The organism is Pseudomonas sp. Q1-7, from assembly GCF_028010285.1.
Classification (GTDB): domain Bacteria; phylum Pseudomonadota; class Gammaproteobacteria; order Pseudomonadales; family Pseudomonadaceae; genus Metapseudomonas.
Genome location: NZ_CP116304.1, coordinates 1,234,281 through 1,257,946 on the forward strand (window position 1 = coordinate 1,234,281; position 23,666 = coordinate 1,257,946).

25 protein-coding genes are annotated in these 23,666 nt (G+C 65.7%); 15 read left to right on the plus strand and 10 right to left on the minus strand.

Annotation, left to right across the window (positions count from 1 at the left end):
- The 4 genes from prmC to PJW05_RS05760 all read left to right on the plus strand — a co-directional run bounded on the left by prmC (position 1) and on the right by PJW05_RS05760 (position 2,985).
- Positions 1-831 carry a peptide chain release factor N(5)-glutamine methyltransferase gene (gene prmC / locus PJW05_RS05745; protein ID WP_271410767.1) on the plus strand — a complete coding sequence of 277 codons (831 nt, stop codon included), beginning with the start codon at positions 1-3 and terminating at the stop codon, positions 829-831.
- Positions 825-1,580 carry a molybdopterin-synthase adenylyltransferase MoeB gene (locus PJW05_RS05750; RefSeq protein ID WP_271410768.1) on the plus strand — a complete coding sequence of 252 codons (756 nt, stop codon included), beginning with the start codon at positions 825-827 and terminating at the stop codon, positions 1,578-1,580. Before prmC ends, PJW05_RS05750 begins: the two co-directional genes overlap by 7 nt.
- Positions 1,573-2,367, plus strand: a complete 795-nt coding sequence (murI, locus tag PJW05_RS05755; RefSeq protein ID WP_271410769.1) for a glutamate racemase — start codon at positions 1,573-1,575, stop codon at positions 2,365-2,367. Before PJW05_RS05750 ends, murI begins: the two co-directional genes overlap by 8 nt.
- A gap of 102 nt (positions 2,368-2,469) precedes the next feature.
- Complete coding sequence (locus PJW05_RS05760) at positions 2,470-2,985, plus strand: acyloxyacyl hydrolase (protein ID WP_271410770.1); 516 nt, start codon at positions 2,470-2,472, stop codon at positions 2,983-2,985.
- A 70-nt stretch (positions 2,986-3,055) separates the two neighbouring features.
- Here PJW05_RS05760 and phrB read toward each other — a convergent pair whose 3' ends face one another.
- From phrB to PJW05_RS05775, 3 genes are all read right to left on the minus strand, one after another.
- Entirely contained in the window at positions 3,056-4,486 is a 1,431-nt protein-coding gene (phrB, locus tag PJW05_RS05765; RefSeq protein WP_271410771.1) for a deoxyribodipyrimidine photo-lyase, read from the minus strand.
- A gap of 30 nt (positions 4,487-4,516) precedes the next feature.
- On the minus strand, positions 4,517-5,482 hold the full coding sequence (locus tag PJW05_RS05770; RefSeq protein ID WP_271410772.1) for a YbgA family protein: 966 nt from the start codon (positions 5,480-5,482) through the stop codon (positions 4,517-4,519).
- Positions 5,483-5,686: 204 nt separating this feature from the next.
- The gene (locus tag PJW05_RS05775) at positions 5,687-6,670 is read right to left on the minus strand and encodes an NAD(P)/FAD-dependent oxidoreductase (protein ID WP_271410773.1); all 984 of its coding nucleotides are present in this window, start codon (positions 6,668-6,670) and stop codon (positions 5,687-5,689) included.
- 198 nt (positions 6,671-6,868) lie between these two features.
- Between PJW05_RS05775 and PJW05_RS05780 the strand changes: the two genes are divergently transcribed.
- From PJW05_RS05780 to PJW05_RS05790, 3 genes are all read left to right on the plus strand, one after another.
- On the plus strand, positions 6,869-7,777 hold the full coding sequence (locus tag PJW05_RS05780; protein WP_271410774.1) for a TIGR01777 family oxidoreductase: 909 nt from the start codon (positions 6,869-6,871) through the stop codon (positions 7,775-7,777).
- Positions 7,777-8,805: a ferrochelatase gene (gene hemH, locus PJW05_RS05785; protein ID WP_271410775.1), complete on the plus strand. Its 1,029-nt coding sequence runs from the start codon at positions 7,777-7,779 to the stop codon at positions 8,803-8,805. The genes PJW05_RS05780 and hemH overlap by 1 nt, the downstream gene beginning before the upstream one ends.
- A gap of 171 nt (positions 8,806-8,976) precedes the next feature.
- Positions 8,977-10,344 carry a spinster family MFS transporter gene (locus PJW05_RS05790; protein ID WP_271410776.1) on the plus strand — a complete coding sequence of 456 codons (1,368 nt, stop codon included), beginning with the start codon at positions 8,977-8,979 and terminating at the stop codon, positions 10,342-10,344.
- 674 nt (positions 10,345-11,018) lie between these two features.
- On the opposite strand, the gene PJW05_RS05795 is transcribed toward PJW05_RS05790, so the two are convergent.
- Together PJW05_RS05795 and upp are read right to left on the minus strand one after the other, a co-directional pair.
- Complete coding sequence (locus PJW05_RS05795; protein ID WP_271410777.1) at positions 11,019-12,296, minus strand: uracil-xanthine permease family protein; 1,278 nt, start codon at positions 12,294-12,296, stop codon at positions 11,019-11,021.
- Positions 12,297-12,299: 3 nt separating this feature from the next.
- Positions 12,300-12,938, minus strand: a complete 639-nt coding sequence (upp, locus tag PJW05_RS05800) for a uracil phosphoribosyltransferase (RefSeq protein WP_271410778.1) — start codon at positions 12,936-12,938, stop codon at positions 12,300-12,302.
- A gap of 280 nt (positions 12,939-13,218) precedes the next feature.
- On the opposite strand from upp, the gene PJW05_RS05805 reads away from it, so the two are divergent.
- Together PJW05_RS05805 and PJW05_RS05810 are read left to right on the plus strand one after the other, a co-directional pair.
- Positions 13,219-13,776: a hypoxanthine-guanine phosphoribosyltransferase gene (locus PJW05_RS05805; RefSeq protein ID WP_271410779.1), complete on the plus strand. Its 558-nt coding sequence runs from the start codon at positions 13,219-13,221 to the stop codon at positions 13,774-13,776.
- Between the two features lie 3 nt (positions 13,777-13,779).
- On the plus strand, positions 13,780-14,253 hold the full coding sequence (locus PJW05_RS05810) for a WbuC family cupin fold metalloprotein (protein ID WP_271410780.1): 474 nt from the start codon (positions 13,780-13,782) through the stop codon (positions 14,251-14,253).
- On the opposite strand, the gene dauA is transcribed toward PJW05_RS05810, so the two are convergent.
- Positions 14,220-15,974 (minus strand): C4-dicarboxylic acid transporter DauA, encoded by a 1,755-nt coding sequence (gene dauA / locus PJW05_RS05815; protein WP_271410781.1) that lies wholly within the window; start codon positions 15,972-15,974, stop codon positions 14,220-14,222. The genes PJW05_RS05810 and dauA overlap by 34 nt on opposite strands.
- A gap of 127 nt (positions 15,975-16,101) precedes the next feature.
- Between dauA and PJW05_RS05820 the strand changes: the two genes are divergently transcribed.
- Together PJW05_RS05820 and PJW05_RS05825 are read left to right on the plus strand one after the other, a co-directional pair.
- Positions 16,102-16,590, plus strand: a complete 489-nt coding sequence (locus PJW05_RS05820; protein WP_271410782.1) for a hypothetical protein — start codon at positions 16,102-16,104, stop codon at positions 16,588-16,590.
- A gap of 64 nt (positions 16,591-16,654) precedes the next feature.
- Complete coding sequence (locus PJW05_RS05825; RefSeq protein WP_271410783.1) at positions 16,655-16,942, plus strand: PA4642 family protein; 288 nt, start codon at positions 16,655-16,657, stop codon at positions 16,940-16,942.
- A gap of 44 nt (positions 16,943-16,986) precedes the next feature.
- Here PJW05_RS05825 and PJW05_RS05830 read toward each other — a convergent pair whose 3' ends face one another.
- From PJW05_RS05830 to PJW05_RS05840, 3 genes are all read right to left on the minus strand, one after another.
- The gene (locus PJW05_RS05830) at positions 16,987-18,318 is read right to left on the minus strand and encodes an IS4 family transposase (RefSeq protein ID WP_271410784.1); all 1,332 of its coding nucleotides are present in this window, start codon (positions 18,316-18,318) and stop codon (positions 16,987-16,989) included.
- A 197-nt stretch (positions 18,319-18,515) separates the two neighbouring features.
- Positions 18,516-20,033 (minus strand): malate dehydrogenase (quinone), encoded by a 1,518-nt coding sequence (gene mqo / locus PJW05_RS05835; RefSeq protein WP_271410785.1) that lies wholly within the window; start codon positions 20,031-20,033, stop codon positions 18,516-18,518.
- 353 nt (positions 20,034-20,386) lie between these two features.
- Positions 20,387-20,620: a hypothetical protein gene (locus PJW05_RS05840; RefSeq protein ID WP_271410786.1), complete on the minus strand. Its 234-nt coding sequence runs from the start codon at positions 20,618-20,620 to the stop codon at positions 20,387-20,389.
- A 176-nt stretch (positions 20,621-20,796) separates the two neighbouring features.
- Here PJW05_RS05840 and PJW05_RS05845 point away from each other — a divergent pair, with 176 nt between their 5' ends.
- Positions 20,797-21,378, plus strand: coding sequence for a YajG family lipoprotein (locus tag PJW05_RS05845; protein WP_271410787.1), 582 nt, complete (start codon positions 20,797-20,799; stop codon positions 21,376-21,378).
- A 230-nt stretch (positions 21,379-21,608) separates the two neighbouring features.
- Positions 21,609-21,896, plus strand: coding sequence for a hypothetical protein (locus tag PJW05_RS05850; protein ID WP_271412175.1), 288 nt, complete (start codon positions 21,609-21,611; stop codon positions 21,894-21,896).
- A 47-nt stretch (positions 21,897-21,943) separates the two neighbouring features.
- Here the strand turns inward: PJW05_RS05850 and PJW05_RS05855 are convergent, their stop codons facing one another.
- Positions 21,944-23,107, minus strand: coding sequence for a 1-acyl-sn-glycerol-3-phosphate acyltransferase (locus PJW05_RS05855; RefSeq protein ID WP_271410788.1), 1,164 nt, complete (start codon positions 23,105-23,107; stop codon positions 21,944-21,946).
- Between the two features lie 107 nt (positions 23,108-23,214).
- Between PJW05_RS05855 and PJW05_RS05860 the strand changes: the two genes are divergently transcribed.
- Both PJW05_RS05860 and PJW05_RS05865 read left to right on the plus strand, forming a co-directional pair.
- Positions 23,215-23,397, plus strand: a complete 183-nt coding sequence (locus tag PJW05_RS05860) for a CPXCG motif-containing cysteine-rich protein (protein ID WP_271410789.1) — start codon at positions 23,215-23,217, stop codon at positions 23,395-23,397.
- Positions 23,397-23,657, plus strand: coding sequence for a putative signal transducing protein (locus tag PJW05_RS05865; protein WP_271410790.1), 261 nt, complete (start codon positions 23,397-23,399; stop codon positions 23,655-23,657). Before PJW05_RS05860 ends, PJW05_RS05865 begins: the two co-directional genes overlap by 1 nt.
- Positions 23,658-23,666: the final 9 nt, after the last annotated feature.

The following is a 23,666-nucleotide window of genomic DNA, read 5'->3' on the forward strand; positions in this document are numbered from 1 at the left end:
GTGACCATCATCGCCAGCCTGCTGAGCCAGGCCCGACTGCCGGACTCGCCCACCCCGCGCCTGGACGCCGAATTGCTGCTGGCCGCCGCCCTTGGCAAGCCGCGCAGCTTTCTGCACACCTGGCCGGAGCGGGTGGTTTCCAGCGACGTGGCCGAGTGTTATGCCGGCTACCTGGCGCGACGCCGCGGTGGCGAGCCGGTGGCCTATATCCTCGGCCACCAGGGGTTCTGGAGCCTGGACCTGGAAGTCGCGCCGGACACCCTGATCCCGCGTCCCGACACCGAACTGCTGGTGGAAACCGCCCTGGCCCTGCAGCCGACGGGTCCCGCCGAGGTGCTCGACCTGGGCACCGGCAGCGGCGCCATCGCCCTGGCCCTGGCCTGCGAACGCCCGGCCTGGCAGGTCGCCGGTGTCGATCGCATTTCCGCCGCCGTGCAACTGGCCGAGCGCAACCGTGCGCGACTCAAGCTGAACAACGTGCGGTTCCTGGAGAGCCACTGGTTCTCCTCCCTGGGTGAGCGACGCTTCGCCCTGATCGTCAGCAACCCGCCCTATATCCCGGCCCGGGACCCGCACCTGGCCGAAGGCGATGTGCGCTTCGAGCCGGCCAGCGCGCTGGTGGCCGGCGTCGATGGGCTGGACGATATCCGCCAGATCATCGACCAGGCCCCCCGGCACCTGTTGCCCGGCGGTTGGCTGCTGCTGGAACACGGCTTCGACCAGGCCCCGGCGGTGCGCGACCTGCTGGCCAGCGCCGGTTTCGAGCGGGTGGAAAGCCGTCGCGACCTGGGCGGCCATGAGCGCATCTCCCTGGGGCAATGGCCATGCTGAGCGACCAGGAGCTTCTCCGCTACAGCCGGCAGATCCTGCTGCCGCAAATCGATGTCGACGGGCAGCTGCGCCTGAAACAGGGGCGGGTGCTGATCGTTGGCCTGGGTGGCCTTGGTTCGCCCGTCGCCCTCTACCTGGCTGCCGCCGGCGTCGGCGAACTGCATCTGGCGGACTTCGACAATGTCGACCTGACCAACCTGCAGCGGCAGATCGTCCATGACAGCCACAGCGTCGGACAGGGCAAGGTCGATTCGGCCATGGTGCGCCTCGCTGCGCTGAACCCGGACGTGCGACTGGTGCCCATCACCCGTGCGCTGGACGAAGACAGCCTGGCCGCCGCCGTCGCCGCCGTGGACCTGGTGCTGGATTGCACCGACAACTTCGGCACCCGTGAGGCAGTCAATGCCGCCTGCGTCGCGGCCGGCAAGCCGCTTGTGTCCGGCGCAGCCATCCGCCTCGAAGGCCAGCTGTCGGTGTTCGATCCGCGTCGCGACGACAGTCCGTGCTACCACTGCCTTTACGGCCACGGCAGCGAGGCCGAACTGACCTGCAGCGAAGCGGGCGTGGTCGGCCCGCTGGTGGGGCTGGTGGGTAGCCTGCAGGCACTCGAAGCCCTGAAGCTGATCGCCGGCTTCGGCGAGCCTATGGTGGGCCGCCTGTTGCTGGTGGATGCACTGGGCAGCCGTTTCCGCGAGCTACGGGTCAAGCGCGACCCGGCTTGTGCCGTCTGCGGGACCCGCCATGGCTGAGGCCGCCACGATCGGGGTCTTTGACTCGGGGGTCGGCGGTCTCTCTGTCCTGCGGGAGATTCGCACTTTACTGCCGCGCGAATCGCTGCTTTACGTGGCCGACAGCGGTCATGTTCCCTACGGCGAGAAGAGCGCCGACTTCATCCGCGAACGCAGCCACCAGATTGCCGAGTTCCTGCTTGGCCAGGGCGCCAAGGCGCTGGTGCTGGCTTGCAACACCGCCACCGTGGCCGCCGTGGCCGACCTGCGCGAGCGTTATCCGCAACTGCCCATCGTTGGCATGGAGCCGGCGGTGAAGCCTGCCGCTGCCGCCACCCGCAGTGGCGTGGTCGGGGTGCTGGCGACCACCGGTACGCTGAGGAGCGCCAAGTTCGCTGCGCTGCTGGATCGCTTCGCCGCGGACGTGCGGGTGATCACCCAGCCCTGCCCGGGCCTGGTGGAGCGCATCGAAGCCGGCGACCTGATGGGGGCGCTGACGCGCGAACTGTTGATGGGCTATGTCGAGCCGCTGCTGGCGGAAGGCTGCGACACGCTGATTCTCGGCTGCACCCATTACCCCTTCCTGCGCCCGCTGCTGCACGAACTGGTGCCGGACTCGGTCAGCCTGATCGATACCGGTGCGGCAGTCGCCCGCCAGGTCCAGCGCCTGTTGGATGCACATGATCTGCTCGCCGAAGGCGAAGCGGTGGCTTGCCGCTTCTGGTCCAGTGGTGATGCGGCGGCGATGCAGCGAATCCTGCCTACGCTCTGGGGCGAATTTGGCCGAGTGGAAAAGTTGCCGGATTGAGCGAAGTTTCCGGTAGATTTCTTTCTCTGATTAGAAAGCTATCTATAATCGCTGCCAGGTATTAACAGAATCTGTCAGCACATCAGAATAAGGACTGTTTTCATGAAGAGACTTTTCTTCTGGGCCGCGGCTGCAGCCATTTCCCTTGGTCCGGTCGTTTCCGCCCAGGCCGCCGATGTTTCCCTGGATATCGGCCAGACCGGCGACTCCACCATGACCTACCGTCTGGGCACCCAATTCGACTTCTCCAGCAACTGGTTCCAGAGCGACGTCGGTCGCCTGACCGGCTTCTGGGACGCCGCCTACACCTACTGGGAGGGCGACGAAACCTCCAGCAACCACAGCCTGTCGTTCTCTCCGGTATTCGTCTACGAATTCGCCGGTGACACCGTGAAGCCCTACATCGAGGCAGGTATCGGCGTGGCGGTATTCGAGAACACCGATCTGGAAGACAACGACCTGGGCTCCTCCTTCCAGTTCGAGGACCGCATCGGCCTGGGCCTGCGCTTCGCCAACCAGGAAGTTGGCGTACGCGCCTTCCACTACTCCAACGCCGGCATCAAGCAGCCGAACGATGGTGTCGAGTCCTACACCCTGCACTATCGCCTGTCCTTCTGAGGCGTAAAGGCAGACGAAAACCGGGCCAGGCGCCCGGTTTTTTATTGCCCGGCCATCAGGCCGGGTCGGTTCAGACCACCCGCTTCGACAGATTCCCGAACGCCGCCAGGGCGCGTTCCCGGCTGGCGGCGAGGTCCACCAGCGGCGGCGGGTAGCCCGCCACGCCGAACAGGCCGCCGAGACCGGCCGGGTTGTGGATAGCGCGACTGTCGAGGTGCGCCAGTTCCGGCAGCCAGTGGCGTAGAAAACGGCCGTCCGGGTCGAACTTCTGCGACTGGTTGATGGGGTTGAAGATGCGGAAGTACGGAGCCGCGTCAGTGCCGGTGGACGCGCTCCATTGCCAGCCGCCGTTGTTCGCTGCGAGGTCGCCGTCGATCAGGTGGCGCATGAACCAGCGTTCGCCTTCGCGCCAATCGATCAGCAGGTTCTTGGTGAGGAACATCGCCACCACCATGCGCAGGCGGTTGTGCATCCAGCCGGTGGCGAGCAGTTGGCGCATCGCCGCATCGATGATGGGGATGCCGGTGCGGCCCTGTTGCCAGGCTTCGAGCTCGCGCGGCGCACGGCGCCAGGCCAGGGCTTCGGTTTCCTGGCGGAATGCACGGTGTTGGGACACGCGTGGGAAGCCGGCGAGGATGTGTTTGTAGAACTCGCGCCAGAGCAGTTCGTTGATCCAGCTGACGGCGCCAGGGTCGCCGCTGTCGAACTCGCCCTGGTTGTTGCGCAAGGCCGCATGCAGGCACTGGCGGGGCGAGAGTACCCCGGCTGCAAGGTAGGGCGAGAGCTGGCTGGTGCCGGCTTGCGCGGGAAAGTCGCGACGCTGCTCGTAGCACCAGAGCGCTTCAACGCTGAAGGCATCCAGGCGTTCGCGGGCGGCGGCCTCGCCGGCGGGCCAGCGTTCGCGCAGGCTGTCCGGTGGGGTGGAGAACCCGTCCACCGAGGTGGGCAGTAGGTCGCTCGCAACTTCCAGTCTGGCCTGGGGCCTGGGTGGTGGTAGGCAGTTCGGCAGGGCTGTGTGCAGGCGCTGGTAGCAGACCTTGCGGAACTGGCTGTAGACCTGGAAATAGCCGCCGGACTGGGTGAGCACGCTGCCCGGGCGGAAGAGCAGCTGATCGAGGTGGCTGCGCAGGGCGATGCCGTCTGCGGCCAGCAGGTCGGTCACCCGGCGGTCGCGCAGGGTTTCGTTGAGACCGTATTCCTCGTTCACCTGCACGGCGCCGATACCGAATGAATGGCAGAGTTCGCGTAGCACCTTCGGGGCTTCGGCCCAGGTCTCGGCGTGGCGGATCAACAGTGGAACGTTGAGGTGCTGCAGGGCCCTGGCCAGTTCGGCCAGGTTGCGCAACCAGAAGTCCACCTTGGCTGGCGCATCGTCATGGGCTTGCCACTGGCCGGGACTGATGAGGTACAGGGCGAAGGTCGGACCGGCGGCGAGGGCGGCGTGCAGGGCGCTGTTGTCCTGCACCCGCAGGTCAGTACGGAACCAGATGAGCTGGCGCATGGGCGCTCCTGTGGGCGGTGCCGCGGTTGCCTAGATGGCGTTGCGCAGGCCGAGTTCTTCCGGATGCGGCTGCAGGTAGGCCTGCTGGGCGATGTAGCGATCCGGATGGCCGTTGAAGTGGTGCTTGAGTAGGGTCATGGGCGCCACCAGCGGAACGATGCCATCGCGGTACTGCTCGATCAGCCGCTGCAACTCGGCTTTCTCGCCGCTATCGAGGTGGTTCTTGAGGTAGCCGCCAAGGTGCTGCAGGACGTTGCTGTGGGTGCCGCGCGTGGCGCACTTTCGCAGGGCGGTCATCAGGGCGGAGAAATAGCGTGGGCCGACCTCCTCCGGCGGGTACTCGCCGATGCCGCCGAGCAGGCGGCCCAACGTCCGGTACTGCACCGGGTCATGGGCCATCAACTGGTACTTGTAGCAGGCGTGAAAGGCGATGATCCCCTGGTGGCTCAGGCCTTCGCGACACAGCGCGCGCCACCGGGCGTGGGCATAGACGCGGGTGAGGAAGTTCTCCCGCAGCACTGCGTCGTTGAGTCGGCCCTCTTCCTCCACCGGCAGGTCGGGGCGCAGGGCGCGGAAGGCGCCAGCGAACACGCCACGCCCCTGAGCGCTGGCGCCTCGACCATCGTCCATATAGACCCTGACCCGATCCAGCCCGCAGGAAGGGGACTTCTGCATGAAGATGCAGCCATCGATATCCCCGAGTTGCGTGGCCATGAGTGCGCCGAATCCGGCCAATGCTTCGGTGTGATCGCGCGAGGTCCGTAGCCCCACGGCGCGTGGCTCTGCGGGGTCGCCCACCAGGCGGATAGGCTCGCGGGGGTTGCCGAGGCCGATGGCCATTTCCGGGCAGAAGGGTACGAAATCGACATGCAGCGCCAGGTCGCGGCTGCACAATCGCGATTCCTTGTGCCCACCGTTGTAGCGCACCGGGTTGCCGAGCAGGCAGGCGCTGATGCCCAGTCGGGGCCGCTGTGGCAGGTCGAAAGGCATGGACATAAGTTGTACATCCCTAGGTATATGTACATGTTTTGTGAAAATGGTAGACGAAAACTTGTACAATAAAAACACTTTGTACAAGATTCGCGCGGGGCCAGGGGCGTCAGGCCGGCCAGCGGTGGTTGCGCATGGCCTCGGGCGTCAGGGTGGGCGTGACGCCTGCGTCATGTGGGAATGAGTCAGTGAGGTGGAAAGGTGCGGCGCTCAAAGATGTTCGAGCAGGCGGCGAGCCGCTTCCTGGCCGCTGAGCCAGGCACCTTCCACACGGCCGGACAGGCACCAGTCGCCGCAGGCATAGAGGCCCAGGTCGGCGTCGGCAAGGGCGCCCCACTGGTGCGCCTGGGTCGGGCGGGCATAGAGCCAGCGGTGGGCCACGCTGAAGTTGGGGGCTGGCACGGCACAGCCGATCATCTCGGCGAAGGCGCCATGGAGGTACTCGATGACCGTTTCCTTGGGCAGGTCCAGATGCTGTCGGCTCCAACTGCTGGTGGCGTGCAGGACCCAGGTGTCCACGTTGGTTTCACGGCCGGGCTTGGAGCGGTTGCGGGCCAGCCAGTCCAGGGGACTGTCCTGCAGGAAGCAGCCTTCGACGCGGGTGTCCAGCGGTTCGCTGAAGCCCAGGGCTACGGCCCAGGTGGGCTCCATGGCGACGCTGGCGGCGGCGCCGGCCAGCTTCGGTGCGGCGGCCAGCAGGGCGGTGGCCTGGGGCGCCGGCGTGGCGACAATCACATGGCTGAAGGGCCCGTGGCTGAGTCCGTCGGCATCCTGCAGGCCCCAATGGCGTTCGCCGCGGAAGACTTCGGTGATACGGCAGGCGAAGTTCACCGGCAGGGCGCCGAGCAGGGCGCGGGTAATGGCGCTCATGCGTGGCGTGCCGACCCAGCGGATCTGCTCGTCGGGGGAGGGCAGCAGGCGGCCTTCCCTGAAATTGAAGAGGCTCGGAGACCACTCGGCGACCCAGCCCCGGTCGCGCCACTGCTGCACCACTTCGGCGAAGCGGCGGTCGCGTACGGTGAAGTACTGCGCGCCAAGGTCCACCGAACCGGCGTCGCTGCGCTTGCTGGCCATGCGACCACCACTGCCGCGGCTCTTGTCGAAGAGTTCCACGTTCTGCCCAGCCGCATGCAGCGCCTGGGCGGCGGAGAGGCCGGCCAGGCCGGTTCCGATGATGGCGATAGGTGCACTCATGGTCTACCTCGTTACCTATGGCTTACAGGCTACGCTTTAGACAAGACCTGTACAATTTTCAAGCCTTGTACAGGTTGGTCGTTCCAATCGCGGTCTTCTGCATTTTCTGACGATACGGGGCCCAAAGCGGGGCACGTCGGATCGTCATAATCCAGACTAGGGCGATATCCGCAGTTAGCGCCATGCGAGGAGGATGCCATGCACATATTGCTGACCGGCGGTACTGGTCTGATTGGCCGGGCGCTCTGTCAACGCTGGTTGGCCGAGGGGCATCGGCTCACGGTGCTGAGCCGCCGGCCGCAGAGCGTCGCCAGCTTGTGCGGCCGCTCGGTGCGTGGCATCGGCGAGTTCGCCGAGTATGGCGACGAACCGCTGGACGCCATCGTCAACCTGGCCGGCGAACCCATTGCCGACCGGCCCTGGACCAACAAGCGCAAGGCACAACTCTGGGGCAGCCGCATCACCCTCACCGAGCAGTTGCTGGAGTGGTTGAAGAAGCGCGACCAGATGCCGCAAGTCCTGCTCAATGGCTCGGCGGTGGGCTGGTACGGCGATGGCGGAGAGCGGGAATTGACCGAGGAATCGCCGCCGGTGACCGATGACTTTGCCAGCCAGCTCTGCGTGGCCTGGGAAGAGACCGCACAACGGGCCGAGGGGTTGGGCATCCGAGTGGTGCTGGTGCGCACCGGTTTGGTGCTGGCGCGCGATGGGGGGTTCCTCAAACGCCTGGTGCCGCCTTTTCGCCTTGGCCTGGGTGGCCCCCTGGGCGGCGGCCGGCAATGGATGCCCTGGGTGCATCTGGACGACCAAATCGCCCTGATGGATTTTCTCTTGCGGCGGGAAGAGGCGCGCGGTCCCTATAATGCGTGCTCGCCGCAGCCGGTGCGCAACCGCGACTTCGCTCGCAGCCTAGGGCGTGCGCTGGGACGACCGGCCGTAATGCCCGCGCCGGCCTTTGTCCTCAAGGTGCTCCTGGGCGAACTGGCCGGTCTGCTGCTGGGAGGGCAGCGGGCGGTTCCGGCCCGTTTGCAGGCGGCGGGTTTCACCTTTGCATTCACCGATCTGGATTCGGCGCTCGGCGACCTGCTGACGCCTAAGGATGTTTGATGACTGATCACGCGCTGCTGCTGGTCAACCTGGGGTCCCCCGCTTCCACCAAGGTGGAAGATGTGCGGCGCTACCTCGACCAGTTCCTCATGGACCCTTACGTGGTCGATCTGCCCTGGCCGCTGCGGCGTCTGCTGGTTTCGTTGATCCTGATCAAGCGTCCGGCGCAGTCGGCCCACGCCTATTCGTCCATCTGGTGGCCGGATGGCTCCCCGCTGATCGTGCTCAGCCGCCAGTTGCGGGACGCCATCGTCCCCTACTGGCCCCACGGTCCCGTGGAGCTGGCGATGCGCTACGGCCAGCCTTCCATCGAAGGGGCCCTGCGCAAGTTGGCCGGACAGGGGGTCAGGCGAGTGACCCTGGCGCCGCTCTACCCGCAGTTCGCCGACAGCACGACCACGACCGCCATCGAAGAGGCGCGCCGGGCGATCCGCGAGCAGGGCCTGCAACTCGAGGTCGAGGTGCTGCCGCCGTTCTTCGCCGAGCCGGATTACCTGGACGCCCTGGTGGCCAGTGCCAAGCCCTATCTAGAGGAAGGTTTCGACCACCTCCTGCTGAGCTTCCACGGCCTGCCGGAGCGGCATATCCGCAAGTTGGTGAAATCCATCGATCCGCAGCACGACCTGCGCGCCCAGGACAGCCGCGGCGTCAGCGACGAGGTTCTGGCGGTGTGCTACCGAAGCCAGTGCCAGCGCACCGCCGAAGCGTTCGCCGAGCGTGCCGGGCTGAAGCCCGGGCAGTGGTCGGTGTCCTTCCAGTCGCGCCTGGGCCGCGACAAGTGGATCGAGCCCTACACCGAGACGCGCCTCGACGAACTGGGCAGGCAGGGCGTGAAGAAGCTGCTGGTGATGTGTCCGGCCTTCGTCGCCGACTGCATCGAGACGCTGGAGGAAATCGGCCAGCGTGGCAGCGAGCAGTTCCAGGAAGCGGGTGGCCGCGAGCTGGTGCTGGTGCCCTGCATGAACAGCCATCCGCAGTGGGTGTCGGCCCTGGCGAGATTGTGCGAGACCGTGGCCCGGCCGCTCTGACCGCGATCCCGCAGGGACTCGTTCCAGGGTTCCCCCATCAACTGGATGGCATGGCGCGCATTCATCCCGCCTATATGATGGGTGTTTCGGTATTCAGGCCGCCCATGGCCACCTAAGCTGGGTTCTCCTTCAACCGTCGTGCGCCGCACCGGCGGCGCCGAGGAGAGCCCAGTGCAGAACAAGAACAATGGCTACCCCTCGAGTCTGAGCGCCTGGACCACGGTCGCCATCCTGATGGTGGCGTACGTGCTGTCCTTCATCGACAGGCAGATTCTCAACCTGCTGGTGGAGCCCATCCGCCGCGACCTGGCTATCAGCGACACCCAGATGAGCCTGCTGATGGGCCTGTCCTTCGCGTTGTTCTACACCGTGTGCGGCATTCCCCTCGGCCGCCTGGCCGACAGCCGCAGCCGGCGTGGACTGATCGCCGTCGGCGTGCTGTTCTGGAGCGCCGCCACGGCGGCCTGCGGCATGGCCAAGCTGTACTGGCAATTCCTGATCTGCCGCATCGGCGTCGGCGTGGGCGAAGCGGCGCTGTCGCCGGCGGCCTACTCGCTGATCGCCGACAGCTTTCCCAAGGAGCGCCGCGCCACCGCCATCAGTGTCTATTCCATGGGCGTCTACCTGGGCTCCGGGCTGGCCTTCCTGCTGGGTGGGCTGGTGATCACGTTCGCTTCGGCCCAGGGCAACGTGCACCTGCCGCTGCTGGGCGAGGTGCGGCCCTGGCAACTGATTTTCCTGGTGCTGGGGGCGGCCGGCGTGCTCTTCACCCTGCTGATGCTGGCCGTACGCGAGCCGCAGCGGCGTGGCATCGGCGCTGGCGTGGTGGTGCCCCTGGCGGACGTCGGCCGCTACCTGCGCAGCAATCGGCGCACTGTGGTCTGTCACAACTTCGGCTTTGCCGGCCTGGCGTTCGCCGGCTACGGCAGCGCGGCCTGGATTCCCACCTTCTACATCCGTACCCATGGCTGGGACGCCGGCCAGGTGGGGGTGATCTACGGCAGCATAGTGGCCGTGTTCGGCTGCCTCGGCATCGTCTTCGGCGGGCGCCTGGCGGACTGGATGGCCAAGCACGGGCGGGCGGACGCCAACATGCGCGTCGGCCTGTTCGCCGCCCTCGGCGCGCTGCCGCTGGTGGCACTCTTCCCACTGCTGGACGACGCCTTCTGGGTGACGGTGCTGATGGCGCCCACGGTGTTCTGCCTGAGCATGCCCTTCGGCGTGGCGCCGGCGGCGATTCAGGAGATCATGCCCAACGCCATGCGCGGCCAGGCTTCGGCCGTCTACCTGTTCGTCATCACCTTGATCGGCCTGGGCTTCGGTCCCACCGCCGTGGCGCTGGTGACCGATTACCTGTTCGCCGACGACATGGCCCTGCGCTACTCGCTGCTGATCGTCACCACGCTGGCGGTGGCCAGTTCGGTCGTGCTGCTGTGGGCCGGTCTCAAACCCTATCGCGAAAGCCTCAAGCGCCTGCAGCAGTGGGGCGTCGACGCCCGGCAGGACGAGGTGCCCGGTGAGGCGCAGTTGTCCTCGTAGGATGGCGTTGAGCGTAGCGAAACCCATCAATGCAGATCGATGGGGGCTGCGGTCTCGCGGAACGCCGCCCGTCCCGTCCTGCGGCTACCCCATTGTCGGCAGAGCCCCGGAAAGGCTCTTCACGGATTTTCGGGGATGTGAAGTCCACACCGGATTGGCAGATTTGTGTGATTGCCCTTGATTGGCAATGTGCAGTCGGATGCATCCCTCACCCCCGCCCCTCTCCCGGAGGGAGAAGGGTGACTCGCGCGGGCAGCACCCAGGCAGATCCGAAGCCCGTGCTGGCCTGAAACCAAGAGAACAAAGGTGGGGCGGCGACTCCGCCCCTTCAGGAGGCCGAGCGGAATCCTTGCAAAACGGAGCGCAGCGAAGTAACAGCCGAAGGCTGGCCCGAAGGGCGAGCGCAGCGAGTACGCCAGGATGGAGGGAGGGCACCCGGCGCAGCCGGGCCGGATGCAGGGGCAAGCCCTTTGGTTCCTTTCGGCGACTGAGAAAGGGGCTCGCCCGGCAAGGCGAAACAGAAAGCTGAAACCCGCTCGGCAATGAACCATGCACATAACCCTGAGCCCCCTCACACCGGATTGCCAATCCGGTGTGACCCCTTCTTCCCGGCATTTCCTCGAAGCACTCAATAAAAAGCCCCGCAAGTGCGGGGCTTCTTCATGGCGCCGGGCTCAGATGTGCGGTGCATCATCCGCGGCCTGATGCTTCCAGATCTGGTGCCCTGGCAGGATCAGGTTCAACGCAATGGCGACAATGGCGCAGAGGGCGATGCCCTTGAGGCCGAAGTCGTCCTGGCCGGTGCCGGTCCCCACCAGCATGCCGCCGATGCCGAACACCAGGGTCACCGACACGATCACCAGGTTGCGTGCCTCGGCCAGGTCCACCTGGTGGCGGATCATGGTGTTCAGGCCGACGGCGGCGATGGAGCCGAACAGCAGGCAGAGGATGCCGCCCATGACCGGCACCGGGATGCTCTGCAGGATGGCGCCGAACTTGCCGATGAAGGCCAGGCCGATGGCGAACGCGGCGGCCCAGGTCATGATCTTCGGGTTGTAGTTCTTGGTCAGCATCACCGCGCCGGTAACTTCGGCGTAGGTGGTGTTCGGCGGACCACCGAACAGGCCGGCGGCCGAGGTGGCCAGGCCGTCGCCCAGCAGGGTGCGGTGCAGGCCGGGCTTCTTCAGGTAGTTGCGGCCGGTCACGCTGCCGACCGCGATCACTCCGCCGATGTGCTCGATGGCCGGGGCCAGAGCCACGGGCACGATGAACAGGATGGCCTGCAGGTTGAATTCGGGAGCGACGAAGTTCGGCAGTTCCAGCCAGGGCGCGGCGGCGATCTTCGCGGTGTCCACCACGCCGAACCAGAACGACAGGGCGAAGCCCACCACCACGCCGGAAATGATCGGCACCAGGCGGAAGATGCCCTTGCCGAACACCGCGACTATCAGGGTGGTCAGCAGCGCCGGCATGGAGATCCACATGGCGGTGTCGTAGGGGATCAGTTCGGTGCCGTCACCGGCCTTGCCCATGGCCATGTTGGCGGCGATGGGGGCCATGGCCAGGCCGATGGAGATGATCACCGGGCCGATCACCACCGGCGGCAGCAGGCGGTCGATGAAACCGGTGCCCTTGATCTTCACCGCCAGGCCCAGGAAGGTGTAGACGAAACCCGCCGCCACCACCCCGCCCAGGGTCGCGGCCAGGCCGAACTGGCCCTTGGCGAGGATGATGGGGGTGATGAAGGCGAAGCTGGAGGCCAGGAACACCGGCACCTGGCGCCCGGTGACCAGTTGGAACAGCAGGGTGCCGAGGCCGGCGGTGAAGAGCGCTACGTTCGGGTCCAGTCCGGTGATCAGCGGCATCAGCACCAGGGCACCGAAGGCCACGAAGAGCATCTGTGCACCGGAAAGGATCTGGCGCCAGAGCGGGTCCTTGAATTCGTCGCTCATCGATCAGTTTTCCTTCTGCTTGGTGCCGAAGATCTTGTCGCCGGCATCGCCCAGGCCCGGAATGATGTAGCCGTGCTCGTTGAGTTTCTGGTCGATGGAGGCGGTGTAGATCATCACGTCCGGATGGGCGTCGCTGACGACCTTGATGCCTTCCGGCGCGGCGACCAGCACCATGGCGCGGATTTCCTTGCAGCCGGCGCGCTTGAGCAGGTCGATGGTGGCGACCATGGAGCCGCCAGTGGCCAGCATCGGGTCGATGATCAGCGCCAGGCGCTCGTCGATTTCCGGGGCCAGCTTCTCCAGGTAGGTGTGGGCCTCCAGGGTTTCCTCGTTGCGGGCCACGCCCACGGCGCTGACCTTCGCACCCGGTATCAGGCTGAGCACGCCGTCGAGCATGCCGATGCCGGCGCGCAGGATGGGCACCACGGTGATCTTCTTGCCGGCGATTTTCTCCACCTGCACGGTGCCCGCCCAGCCCTGGATCTCGTAGCTTTCCAGGGGCAGGTCATTGGTTGCTTCGTAGGTCAGCAGGGCGCCGACTTCCTGTGCCAGTTCGCGGAAGTTCTTGGTGCTGATGTCGGCGCGGCGCATGAGGCCGAGCTTGTGGCGGATCAGCGGATGGCGGATCTCACGGATGGGCATGGGAGGGGTCTCCGGCGGGCTGGCAAAAAAATCGCGATAGCTTAATCCAATGCGCACGGGCTGTGCTGAACTGACTGGCGGGTTCCTGCCGCCATGTCGCAGCGAGGCAAGGAACTATCCGACAGCGGGGCAACCTGCTGCAGTATGGTAGACGCTCATCCAGTGGGACTTGCCCGAGGGCAGTCGGATGGGTACCTTTGCCGACTTTTATCTTGACGCCCCGTTCAAGTTTCCAGCGGGAACCGCGCATGTTCCCCCCGCCGAATCCAGAGGAATTGCCATGTCCGCCGATCTCGCCCACATCCGCCAAGTGATGGCCGAAGCCGATTGCCTGTACCCCGAAGCCCAGGTAGAAGCAGCCATCGGCCAGGTCGCCGAGGCCATCAACGGCGAACTGGCCGAGTGTAATCCGGTGGTGTTCTGCGTGATGAACGGCGGCCTGATCTTCGCCGGAAAGCTGCTGCCCAAGCTGAACTTCCCGCTGGAGCTGTCCTACCTGCACGCCACCCGCTACCGCAACGAAACCAGCGGCGGAGAGCTGTTCTGGAAGGCCAAGCCGGAAATCTCCTTCATCGACCGCGACGTGCTGATCATCGATGACATCCTCGACGAAGGGCACACCCTGGCGGCCATCATCGACTTCTGTAGGCACGCCGGCGCCGCCCGCGTGCACACCGCCGTGCTGATCGACAAGACCCACGACCGCAAGGCCCGCCCGGACCTGAAGGCCGACTACGTGGGGCTGGACTGCGAAGACCGCTACATCTTCGGTTACGGCATGGACTACAAGGGCTACTGGCGCAACGCCGCCGGCATCTTCGCCGTCAAGGGACTCTGAACCATGGCCGCGCCACGTTTCCTCGACCAGGCACTGTTCGCTGAACTGGCCGGCGGGGCCGCGGCGAGCCCGCGCAAGCGCCAGCACCACAACTTCCACGAAATGGAAGAACCCTGCCACCGCCTGGCGGTGGGGCTGCAACCGGACACCTACATTCCGCCGCACCGCCACCTGTCTGCCGACAAGGCCGAGGGCCTGCTGGTGCTCAAGGGTCGCCTGGGCCTGTTGATCTTCGATGAGTGCGGCGTGGTCACCGACAGGCGCGAGCTGGTGGCCGGCGGTGATTGCGTTGGTGTCGACCTGCCGCCGGGGGTATTCCACGCCCTGGTGGTGCTGGAGCCGGACAGCATTCTGTTCGAATGCAAGGCCGGCCCCTACCGTCCCCTGGGCGAGGGTGAACACCCCGCCTGGGCGCCCCGAGAAGGGGAAGAGGGCGTGGCCGCCTACCTCGCCTGGATGACCTCGCTGTTCGACTGAACTTCGGTAGGCTCCAGCCAGCGCAATGCCTTGGCGCGCGCCTGCTCCAGGGTCTTCACATAGGCCAGTTGGCCGGTTTCTCGATGCACGCCGGCGCGGCGCAGTTTCAGCCGCACCCTTGGCGTGGTGCCCACCAGCACCAGGCCAATGCCCTGGCGGTGGTAGTCGTGCAGCAGGTTCTCCAGGGTGGCCAGCGCGGTCATGTCCAGCATGGGCACGGCGCTCATTTCCACGATCACAACCTTCACTTCGGGATTGAAGCGGCGCAGCACGCTGAGGGCCTTTTCTGCCGCACCGAAGAATAGTGGCCCGCGAATGGCGTAGGCCAGCACCTGTTCCGGCAGTTCGCGCAACGACTCATGAAAATGCTGGGGCAGCGGCGCGGTGTCGGTGAGGTCGCTCATGCGCTTGATGAACAGGCCAGCCGCCAGCAGCAGGCCGACGCCCACCGCCAGCACCATGTCGAACAGCACGGTCAGCACCAGGCAAGTGAGCAGAACCAGCACGTCGTTGCGCGGGGCGATGCGCAGGGTGTGCGCCACATGCCGCGCCTCGCTCATGTTCCAGGCCACCATCAGCAGCAGCGCCGCCAGGGCGGCCATGGGCAGGTAGCTGAACAGCGGCGCGAGCAGCAGCATCGCCAGCAGCACCACGCCGGTGTGGATGATGGCGGCGATCGGCGAGCGCGCCCCGGCGCGCACGTTGGCGGCGCTGCGGGCGATGGCGGCGGTCGCGGTGATGCCGCCGAACAGCGGCGCCACCAGGTTGCCCAGGCCCTGGCCGAGCAGTTCGGCATTGGGATCGTGGCGGGTGCCGGCCATACCGTCGGCCACCACGGCGCAGAGCAGCGATTCGATGGCGCCGAGCATGGCGATGGCAAAGGCTGGCGCCAGCAACTGGCGGATCAGCTCGAAGCTCAGGCCCAGGGGCTGGCCATCCGGCCCGGGCAGTTGCCAGGGCCAGGCGAAGCTCGGCAGGAAGGGCGGGATGCCGGGATGGCTGATGCCGTCCACCACATAGCTGAAACGTTCGCCAAGGGTGGCGACGGGCAAGTTCAGTGCCTCCAGCAGCAGGCCGAGCAGGGCGCCCAGGGCCAGCGCCACCAGATGGCCCGGCACCTTGGTCACGAAACGCGGCCAGACCACCAGCACGGCGAAGCAGGCGATGCCCACCAGGACGTCGCCCGGCTGTGTCGTTGGCAGCGCTGAGGCGAGCAGGCGCAACTGGTCCAGATAGTGCTGGGGCGCCTGCGCCAGCTGCAGGCCGAGCAGGTCCTTGATCTGCAGGGTGGCGATGACGATGCCGATGCCGGCGGTGAAGCCCAGGGTCACCGGGTAGGGGATGAACTGGATCAGCCGGCCCAGGCGCGCCAGGCCCATGGCAATGAGGATCAACCCGGCCATCAGGGTGCAGAGCAGCAGCCCGCCGACCCCGTATTGCTGGGTGATGGGCAGCAGGATCACCACGAAGGCGGCGGTGGGGCCGGAGATGTTGAAGCGCGAGCCGCCGGTGAGGGCGATCAGCGGCGCCGCCAGCAGCACGGTGTAGAGCCCGTGCTGCGGTGCCACGCCGACCGCGATGGCCAGCGCCATGGCCAGGGGAATGGCGATGATGCCCACGGTGATGCCGGCGGCCAGGTCGCCGCGCAGGCTGGCCAGGGAATAGCCCTCGCGCCACGCCTGGCGCAAGGCTGCAAACAAGGGAGGCAGGTATCGGGACATGGTCACTCCTGTGGCAGAACTCACAAGTATAAGGGGGGGGACTGCCCATCGGTGAGTCGGCAAGGGTCGAATGCCCTTATCCGAAAGGCCCGTGATAGAGTGCCTGGCCGCGAAAATGGAGTTGTCGATGTCTGCCTTCCTGCGTGCCGGTGCCTACTTGACCCTGCTGCTGAGCCTGCCCCTTGGCGCTGCCGAAAACCCGCCCATGCATGCCCGGTTCCTGCCGCCGGATGATCTCGCGGTGCGCCAGGAGCAGCCGGACCAGCAGCAACTGATCCAGATCACCGAGTATTCCGTGGTACTGGGCAGCCAGCGTCAGTCCAACCAGCAGCCGATTCCCATCACCTCGCCGACCGTGGTGCGCCTGAAGGGCAGGCCGCTCAGCAAGGGCGCCGACGTGCGCCAGGTGGTGATCCAGTTCGACACCGAAGGCAAGAGCCTGAAGAAACCGAACTACGACCCCGCGAGCCGCATCCTCAGCCTGAACTACCCGCTGGCGCAGTACGCGGCCGTGCTCGACCTGCTGCGCAACGGGCCGGTCTATTGCCAGTTCCTCAGCTACCCCAACGGCCACGTCTGGGCCGACCTGCACAGCGGCGCGGTACGCCCGCGTTGAGCGCAGCGGCCGGGCGGGGGTAAACTGCCCGCCCCCGTGAAACCCGGCCCGAGAGATGTGAGCGATGCGTAAAGACAAGAAGCAGGTGATAGGCGAAGAAATCTCCGATGACTCGATCAAGCTGTTCCTCGACGTCGAGCCGGCCGACTCCACCCCGCCTTCGCTGCACAAGCTGATCAAGGCCTACCGTGGCCTGCGCATCGACGACTTCGAGCGCTTCGTCGGCTTCTTCGTCGAGGCCGGCTACGACCTCAATGCCACGGATGAGCAGGGCAACGACTTCATCGCCCTGATCCAGGACCAGCGCATGGCCGAGCCTTACATCGAGGTGATCAAAGCCGCCCGCGGCTGATCCCCGGTGCTGCCGGAAGAGCCCGCCCTGGCGCGTAATGCTGTTCACTTAAGCGGAGCAGCCTTGCGGTCCACCGGGTAGCGGGTCTTGGAAATCTTTACCGTCCTGGGTCTTGATGGCTTGGGGCGGTGATCCAGAAACAGTCCGCCAATACCGGCTCGCAACTCCGACAGGCGACGGCCCGTGGCCGAAATCGGGTTGGCCGCCGCCATCACGATCAATTGCACGGCGATATAGTGAGCCACCGGCTTGAAGCGGATGTCGGCGGGTGAGCGGCCGAAGGCGACTGCCGCCTGACCGGCCTCACGGCGGATGATGTTGTAGGCCAGCAACAATCCCCAGACCTCCTGGTAGACCAACGCCTTGACCTTGCTGCGCAGGGTCACCGCATTCTGCTGCAGGGAACTCTTGATGTTCCGGAAACCCAGTTCGATCTCCCAGCGCTCCCGGTACAGTGTGGCGACCGCCTTGGCGCTGTAGCGCTCGGCCGGCAGCGAGGTCAGAACGGTTTTTACCTTGCCCTGGACTTCGTAGCTGACCTCGCGCACCTCCCAGTGCGTGGGTAGGTTCGGGTTGCGCTTGCGTGCCTGGGGCGACACCTTCATGCGCAACAGGCGATCCCCTTTGCCATAACGCGTCACTTCCTCGCTGGCTAGGCCCTGGCGGGCCGGGATCAACCAATGTCGGTGGTCACCGCCCTTGTTCAACCCCAACAGCAAATCGGCGCTCCAGAACCCCTTGTCGAACAAGGTCACCGAATGGTCGGGAATCTGCTGCACAAAGGCATCGGCCAAGCGCATTTCACTGCGCCGGTATGGGCTCAGCTGGGCATCCAGAATCAAGTGCGAGCGCACATTCATCAGGGCCACGAGCCGCAGCATGGGGAACGGCGTCTGACGGTCGGTGGCGGTATTGCCAGAGCCGAAATGCTCCCGCAGTTCGGGTGTATCCGGGGTGCGCAGCAGTGCACCATCCACCGCCAACACCTGCAGGCCCTGCCAGCTATCGCCGTCATAGCGCTCACACCCCCATTGCTGACCCGTCTGGCGAAACAGCCATTCAACCGAATCGGCCCCCAGCCGTTTGCGTGCCTCGGTGACCCCACTTCTGGCCAGCAGGTGGTCGGAGGCCAGCCCCTGGGCGCAGATGTTCAGGCGCCGCGCCACCTCATGGACCGGCTCGTCGCGGAACAAGGCCATGCCGAGCACCAGCCAGAGCACCTGATCACTGGGCAGGCGTCGGCGGCGGATGGTGGCCTGGGCAGAAAGGTCCAGCGCCGACGCCACCCACTCGATCGGGATGTTTTGGGTGAAGGTGCTCAAGTCGGAGAAGTTGAACAACTCGCCCAGGTCGAGCAACTGCTGTTGAAAGGACATAAAAAATCCGATGCCAGAGGTCTGGCATCGGATTCTCGGGGAGCCTCGGCTGCAGCTCAAATGCTTATGTGAACAGCATTACGCCCTGGCGCGGGCTTTTTTGTGGGCGCTATCCACCCGGCAAGCCTGGTTTCGAGGACAGGCAGCCATGAAAAAACCGCCCCGAAGGGCGGTTTCTTTCAGCGCGGGGCGAAGGCTCAGGCGATGCTCTGGGCCGCCGTGTTGACGCTGGTCAGGCCCAGCGCCGCATCGGAGCGGGTGCTGACTTCGCGGTACAGGGCCGCGTCGCTTTCCAGGGCTTTCTCGCGGGCGGGGAAAATCTCCTTCAGCTTGGCCGTCCACTGCTCGGAACGGGACTGCTCGGCGAAGCAGCGCTCGATCAGGTTGAGCATGATGGAGACGGTCACCGAAGCGCCCGGCGAGGCACCCAGCAGCGCCGCGATGCTGCCGTCGGCGGACGAAACCAGTTCGGTGCCGAACTGCAGGATGCCGCCTTTCTTGTCGTCCTTCTTGATGATCTGCACGCGCTGGCCGGCCACTTCCAGGCGCCAGTCGGCCGGGTCCAGTTCCGGGTAGAACTTGCGCAGAGCATCCAGGCGCTGCTCTTGGGACTGCATCACTTCCTTGATCAGGTAGCGGGTCAGGTCCATGTTGTCGCGGGCCACGGAGAGCATCGGCAGCAGGTTGCCCGGACGTACCGAGAGCGGCAGGTCCATGAAGGAGCCGTGCTTGAGGAACTTGGTGGTGAAGCCGGCGTAAGGCCCGAACAGCAGGGAGGTCTTGCCGTCCACCACGCGGGTGTCCAGGTGCGGCACGGACATCGGCGGGGCGCCGACCTCGGCCTGGCTGTAGACCTTGGCCTGGTGCTGCTTGACCACGTCGGGGTTGTCGCAGCGCAGCCACTGGCCGCTGACCGGGAAGCCGCCGAAACCTTTGCCTTCCGGGATGCCGGAGAGCTGCAGCAGGGGCAGCGCGCCGCCACCGGCGCCAAGGAACACGAAGCGCGCCGAGACTTCACGGCTGGCGCCGCTCCGGGTGTTCTTGATGCTGACTTTCCAGCCCGCGTCGGTGCGCGTGAGGTTGGTGACCTTCTGGAAGTAGCTCACGCGGGTGTCCTGCAGGCTGGAGAGGTACTGCAGAAGCTGGTTGGTGACCGCGCCGAAGTTGACGTCGGTGCCGTTCATGGCACGGGTCGCGGCGATCTTCTCGGACGCATCGCGGCCTTTCATCATCAGCGGCGCCCATTTGGCCATGGTGGCGCGGTCTTCGGTGTATTCCATCTCGCTGAAGGCGTGGTGCTGGCGGAGCAGCTCGAAGCGCTTCTTGAGGAAGGCGGTGTCCTGGTCGCCGCGCACGAAGGAAAGGTGCGGGACGGGGTTGATGAAGGTTTTGGGCGAGCCGAAGGCGCTCTTGCCGCTCATGTAGGCCCAGAACTGCTTGGAAACCTCGAACTGGGCGTTGATGTTGACGGCCTTCTTGATGTCGATGGACCCATCGGCCGCCTGCGGGGTGTAGTTCAGTTCGCAGAGACCCGCATGACCGGTCCCCGCGTTGTTCCAGGGGTTGGAGCTCTCGATCGCCCCCGACTCCCGGAGTTCGGCGATCTCCAGCTTGATGCCGGGATCGAGCTCTTTAAGCAGTACCGCCAGCGTAGCGCTCATGATGCCGGCCCCGACCAGCAACACGTCCACTGCTTCGTAATCGTTTTGCGCCATTTGCTCGCCACTCTCTCGTGAAGTAGTGAAAAACCGTCATCTCACGCTCTTTTGGAGTCGTGAACCTCAAAAGATTCGGCTACCCCATGGGCAGGCCGCTTCCGTCTGCACGCGTGTCATCACGCATGCGTCCCTGCAACAAAGCGTTTGCATTTCGGGCGGAAGGATGCGGCAAGCCAACGAATGGCAGCGCGAAAAGTGGACGGCTCTCTGTGGGGCTGTGCGGATGCCCAAGCTGGCGCGAGTGCGGTGTTGCGAGGCCCGATCAGGAGACGACCTTATAATCGGGGGGCGATTATAACGATGAAATCGGGGGAATAGGGCGCGGGGTGTGACTTTTCTTCATCCGCTGGTCAGGCTGCCAACGCACGGCGCTTTGCAGGCTGTGCGACGACCGGTGCGACGCGGACGCCGGCGGGGAGCGGCTGGTCGAGCCAGGCCAGGCTGGATTCGCGCACTTCCACCCAGTTGCCGTCAGTCGGGCGATCGGTTCCCTGGTGCAGGCCACGGCAGATCCCGGCGTTGTCCACCAGGGCGAAGCTGCGGCGTTGCGGGCGGCGGGCGAACAGGGAGCAGAAGAGGAACATCGGTACGACTCCAGTAGGAACAGCCCCTTTATCCCATTCGGCCGTGACAGGGCGATGACAGGAACCGCACTTCCGGGTGGCGGTCTGAACAGGCAAGGAGACTGGCGCTCTGTCAGTACCCGGGTCGGATGGTTATACTGCCGGCCGTTTTGCCTTCATTCCTGGAGAGATAAAGCATGCTGAATCGCTCGTTGCTTGGCCTGCTGGCCGTCCTCAGCCTGACCCTGGTCGGCTGTGCCCTCAGCCCGCAGCAACTCAGCCCGCAACCCAAACTCACCGGCCCGCTGACCCCGGTCGGCCAAGGTCAGCCGGTGGTGGTGCGCGTCACCGACGGCCGTCCTTCCCCGGTGCTTGGCACCCGTGGCGGCATTTACGCCGAAACCAGCGCCATCAGCGTACAGAGCCAGGACATTCTGCCGCGCCTGCAGGCCGAAGCCGAGGCCGCCGTGCGTCTGCTGGGCTTCACCCCGTCGCCGAACGCCTACAACGCCCCGCAACTGACCCTGACCCTGGCCGACCTGAAGTACCAGTCGCCCAAGGAAACCTATGTCACCGAGGCCAACATCAGCGCCAGCTTCCGCGTCGACGTGCAGAACAGCAGCCGCCGTTACAGTGGCAAGTACGGTGCCTCGCTGAACCAGCGCTTCGGCACCGCGCCGAACCAGCAGACCAATACCAAGCTGGTGAGCGATGTCCTGAGCGATGCCATGACCCGCGCCTTCAAGGACCCGACCATCGGTCAGGTCCTGTCCCAGTAAGCGGACGCTGCAAGGAAAGCCCGGCCTCGCGCCGGGCTTTTTCGTTCTGGCGGCGCGGCGCTGAACATTCCCCCGGTTTGTCCGCACGGCGGCATTCGTCGGACGGCCGTCTGTCCCGGGGGCGGATTCGGTAAACTCTGCGCCTCTGAATAGACCGCCCGGCTCGGGGCGGACCGATCCTTGTCTTGCAGGTCGGGTGCATGGCCGCACCACCTGAAGCGGAGTTGAAGATGTCGCTGCAGGCGCTTTGGGCCATGTTCCTGGCTCACCCCGCACAGGTCGTGAATGGCCTGGCCCTGTTTTTTGCTTGTGCCGGTGCTTGGGTGCTGCTGGCCACCCGCCTGCGTGAGCAGCGTTCCATCGCCCGTCTGGCCGCCGAGAGCGAGCTGGAGGACGTGGACGAAGATGCCGACCTGCAGGATGAGGCCGCCCAGCGCGTGAACCGCTTCTTCTATGCCTTCGGCCTGTTCAGCCTGCTGGTGGCTCTAGGTGTGTCCTGGGGCAGCACGCAGCTCTAAAACGCAAAACGGCGACCACGGGTCGCCGTTTGCATTTCAGGGGCGGCTCAGAGCGGCAGCCCGGCCTTGATCCGGTACTGGTTGCGCACCGGGGTGGCGTACTGCTGGACAAGATAGGGGCGCTGTTCCGCCGGGCAGGCGTCCAGGCGTTTCTGCCACTCGGCCTGGGCCTTGGCCAGTTCCTCGCCCTTGAACAGCTCGGCCGCGCTCGGCACGGCCAGTTCCGGGTCGCGCTCGCTCCACATGGCGTAGGCCAGGTAGTGCACGGGGAACAGGCGGTAGCCGCCGAGAACCTGCTTGTCGATTTCCTGGGCCAACTGCTTGGCGTCTTCACTGGCGCTGCCGATCTCGCTGCCGAAGGCGATATGGACGCGGCCCTTGTAGCCGGTGATGCCGAGGGCAATGCTGGCATCGTCCTCGCCCGGGGACTTGGCGTAGCTGCCGGTGCTGGCGCGGATCTGCAGCTCGCGGGCCTTGGCCAGGTCGCAGGGGTCGTACTCGTAGCTGATGGACACCGGGATCAGGTGCAGGTCGCGGATCACTTCGCCGAAGGGTTCGTCCTTGCGGCTCATATGGAACATCTTGAGGATCGCCGAATCGGTGCGGTCGTCGCCGTCCTTCGCACGGCCCTCTGCCTGGGCGATCCAGATCGACTGGCCGTCCTGGCGGATCGAGTGGTTGATGTAGGCCGACAGCAACTGGAAGGCCGCCAGCTTCTCGCGGCGGCCGGCCAGGTTGCGGTGCACGATGAAGCTCTTGTTCAGGCGCATCAGGTCGCTGACGAAGGGCTTCTGCAGCAGGTTGTCGCCAATGGCGATGCGCGGCGTCGGCAGGCCGGCGTGGTACACGGCGTAGTTGACGAAGGCCGGGTCCATGACGATGTCACGGTGGTTGGCCAGGAACAGGTAGGCGGTGCCCGGTTTCAGGCGTTCCACGCCTGAGTAGGTCACGCCGTCGGTGGCACGCTCGATGGTAGTGTCTACGTAAGGCTCGATGCGGTCCTGCAGGGCGGCCACCGAGTCGATGCTGGCGAACTCCCGGCGCAGCCGATGAGCTATAACAGGCTTGAGGAGCCAGCCCAGCGGGCCCGCCAGTTTCGGGAAACGGTAGCGGGTGAGGGTGCCGAGGAAAGCGTCGTCGGCAAAGAGGCGCGCCAGCACCGCCGGGACCTCGGCATCGTCGTAGGGTCGGATGGCTTCAAATTCGCCCATTGGTCACTCTTGTTCTGGAATCGGCTGGGTAGTAAGGGTGGGGGCCCCGTCATCCGGGGCGTCAAATAGACCGGCGATTATACAGGCAAGTCACACGGGAGGCGGGGATGCTGGAGACAGAGGACTACCAATGCCCGTATTGCGGCGAGCCGGCCGAAGCCGTGCTCGACCTTACCGGCGGCGACCAGCAGTACATCGAGGACTGTCCAGTGTGCTGCCGGCCCATCCTGTTCCTGCTCCACACGGATGGCCAGGACTGGAGCCTGGAGGTTCGAAGGGAGGATGACTGATGCGGCGCATCTACGAGCCCAGGGACCTGATCGAAGCCGAACTGCTGCTGAGCATGCTCGCCAGCGAAGGGGTCGAGGCGCATCTGGCGGGCGGCCATCTGCTGGGAGGTATCGGTGAGCTGCCAGTGTGCGGCCTGCTCGGCCTGTTGGTGGAGGACGAAGACGCCGAACGCGCCAGCCGGCTGATCGCCGCGTACAATGCCGCGCAACCTTTGCCGGGCGACGAGCCCGACAGCTATCCCGGCACCTTGCTCTGCTGATTCCCCGAC

Excerpts from the sequence above, each read along its gene's own strand:
- PJW05_RS05825 (WP_271410783.1), top strand. The coding sequence starts at position 16,655 with ATGCGTAAAGACAAGAAGCAGGTGATAGGCGAAGAAATCTCCGATGAC.
- upp (WP_271410778.1), bottom strand. The coding sequence starts at position 12,938 with ATGCCCATCCGTGAGATCCGCCATCCGCTGATCCGCCACAAGCTCGGC.
- mqo (WP_271410785.1), bottom strand. The coding sequence starts at position 20,033 with ATGGCGCAAAACGATTACGAAGCAGTGGACGTGTTGCTGGTCGGGGCC.
- PJW05_RS05760 (WP_271410770.1), top strand. The coding sequence starts at position 2,470 with ATGAAGAGACTTTTCTTCTGGGCCGCGGCTGCAGCCATTTCCCTTGGT.
- PJW05_RS05850 (WP_271412175.1), top strand. The coding sequence starts at position 21,609 with ATGTCGCTGCAGGCGCTTTGGGCCATGTTCCTGGCTCACCCCGCACAG.
- PJW05_RS05845 (WP_271410787.1), top strand. The coding sequence starts at position 20,797 with ATGCTGAATCGCTCGTTGCTTGGCCTGCTGGCCGTCCTCAGCCTGACC.
- PJW05_RS05840 (WP_271410786.1), bottom strand. The coding sequence starts at position 20,620 with ATGTTCCTCTTCTGCTCCCTGTTCGCCCGCCGCCCGCAACGCCGCAGC.
- PJW05_RS05780 (WP_271410774.1), top strand. The coding sequence starts at position 6,869 with ATGCACATATTGCTGACCGGCGGTACTGGTCTGATTGGCCGGGCGCTC.
- PJW05_RS05860 (WP_271410789.1), top strand. The coding sequence starts at position 23,215 with ATGCTGGAGACAGAGGACTACCAATGCCCGTATTGCGGCGAGCCGGCC.
- dauA (WP_271410781.1), bottom strand. The coding sequence starts at position 15,974 with ATGTCCCGATACCTGCCTCCCTTGTTTGCAGCCTTGCGCCAGGCGTGG.
- murI (WP_271410769.1), top strand. The coding sequence starts at position 1,573 with ATGGCTGAGGCCGCCACGATCGGGGTCTTTGACTCGGGGGTCGGCGGT.
- PJW05_RS05770 (WP_271410772.1), bottom strand. The coding sequence starts at position 5,482 with ATGTCCATGCCTTTCGACCTGCCACAGCGGCCCCGACTGGGCATCAGC.
- PJW05_RS05820 (WP_271410782.1), top strand. The coding sequence starts at position 16,102 with ATGTCTGCCTTCCTGCGTGCCGGTGCCTACTTGACCCTGCTGCTGAGC.
- hemH (WP_271410775.1), top strand. The coding sequence starts at position 7,777 with ATGACTGATCACGCGCTGCTGCTGGTCAACCTGGGGTCCCCCGCTTCC.
- PJW05_RS05855 (WP_271410788.1), bottom strand. The coding sequence starts at position 23,107 with ATGGGCGAATTTGAAGCCATCCGACCCTACGACGATGCCGAGGTCCCG.
- PJW05_RS05795 (WP_271410777.1), bottom strand. The coding sequence starts at position 12,296 with ATGAGCGACGAATTCAAGGACCCGCTCTGGCGCCAGATCCTTTCCGGT.
- phrB (WP_271410771.1), bottom strand. The coding sequence starts at position 4,486 with ATGCGCCAGCTCATCTGGTTCCGTACTGACCTGCGGGTGCAGGACAAC.
- PJW05_RS05830 (WP_271410784.1), bottom strand. The coding sequence starts at position 18,318 with ATGTCCTTTCAACAGCAGTTGCTCGACCTGGGCGAGTTGTTCAACTTC.
- PJW05_RS05865 (WP_271410790.1), top strand. The coding sequence starts at position 23,397 with ATGCGGCGCATCTACGAGCCCAGGGACCTGATCGAAGCCGAACTGCTG.
- PJW05_RS05810 (WP_271410780.1), top strand. The coding sequence starts at position 13,780 with ATGGCCGCGCCACGTTTCCTCGACCAGGCACTGTTCGCTGAACTGGCC.
- PJW05_RS05805 (WP_271410779.1), top strand. The coding sequence starts at position 13,219 with ATGTCCGCCGATCTCGCCCACATCCGCCAAGTGATGGCCGAAGCCGAT.
- PJW05_RS05775 (WP_271410773.1), bottom strand. The coding sequence starts at position 6,670 with ATGAGTGCACCTATCGCCATCATCGGAACCGGCCTGGCCGGCCTCTCC.
- PJW05_RS05750 (WP_271410768.1), top strand. The coding sequence starts at position 825 with ATGCTGAGCGACCAGGAGCTTCTCCGCTACAGCCGGCAGATCCTGCTG.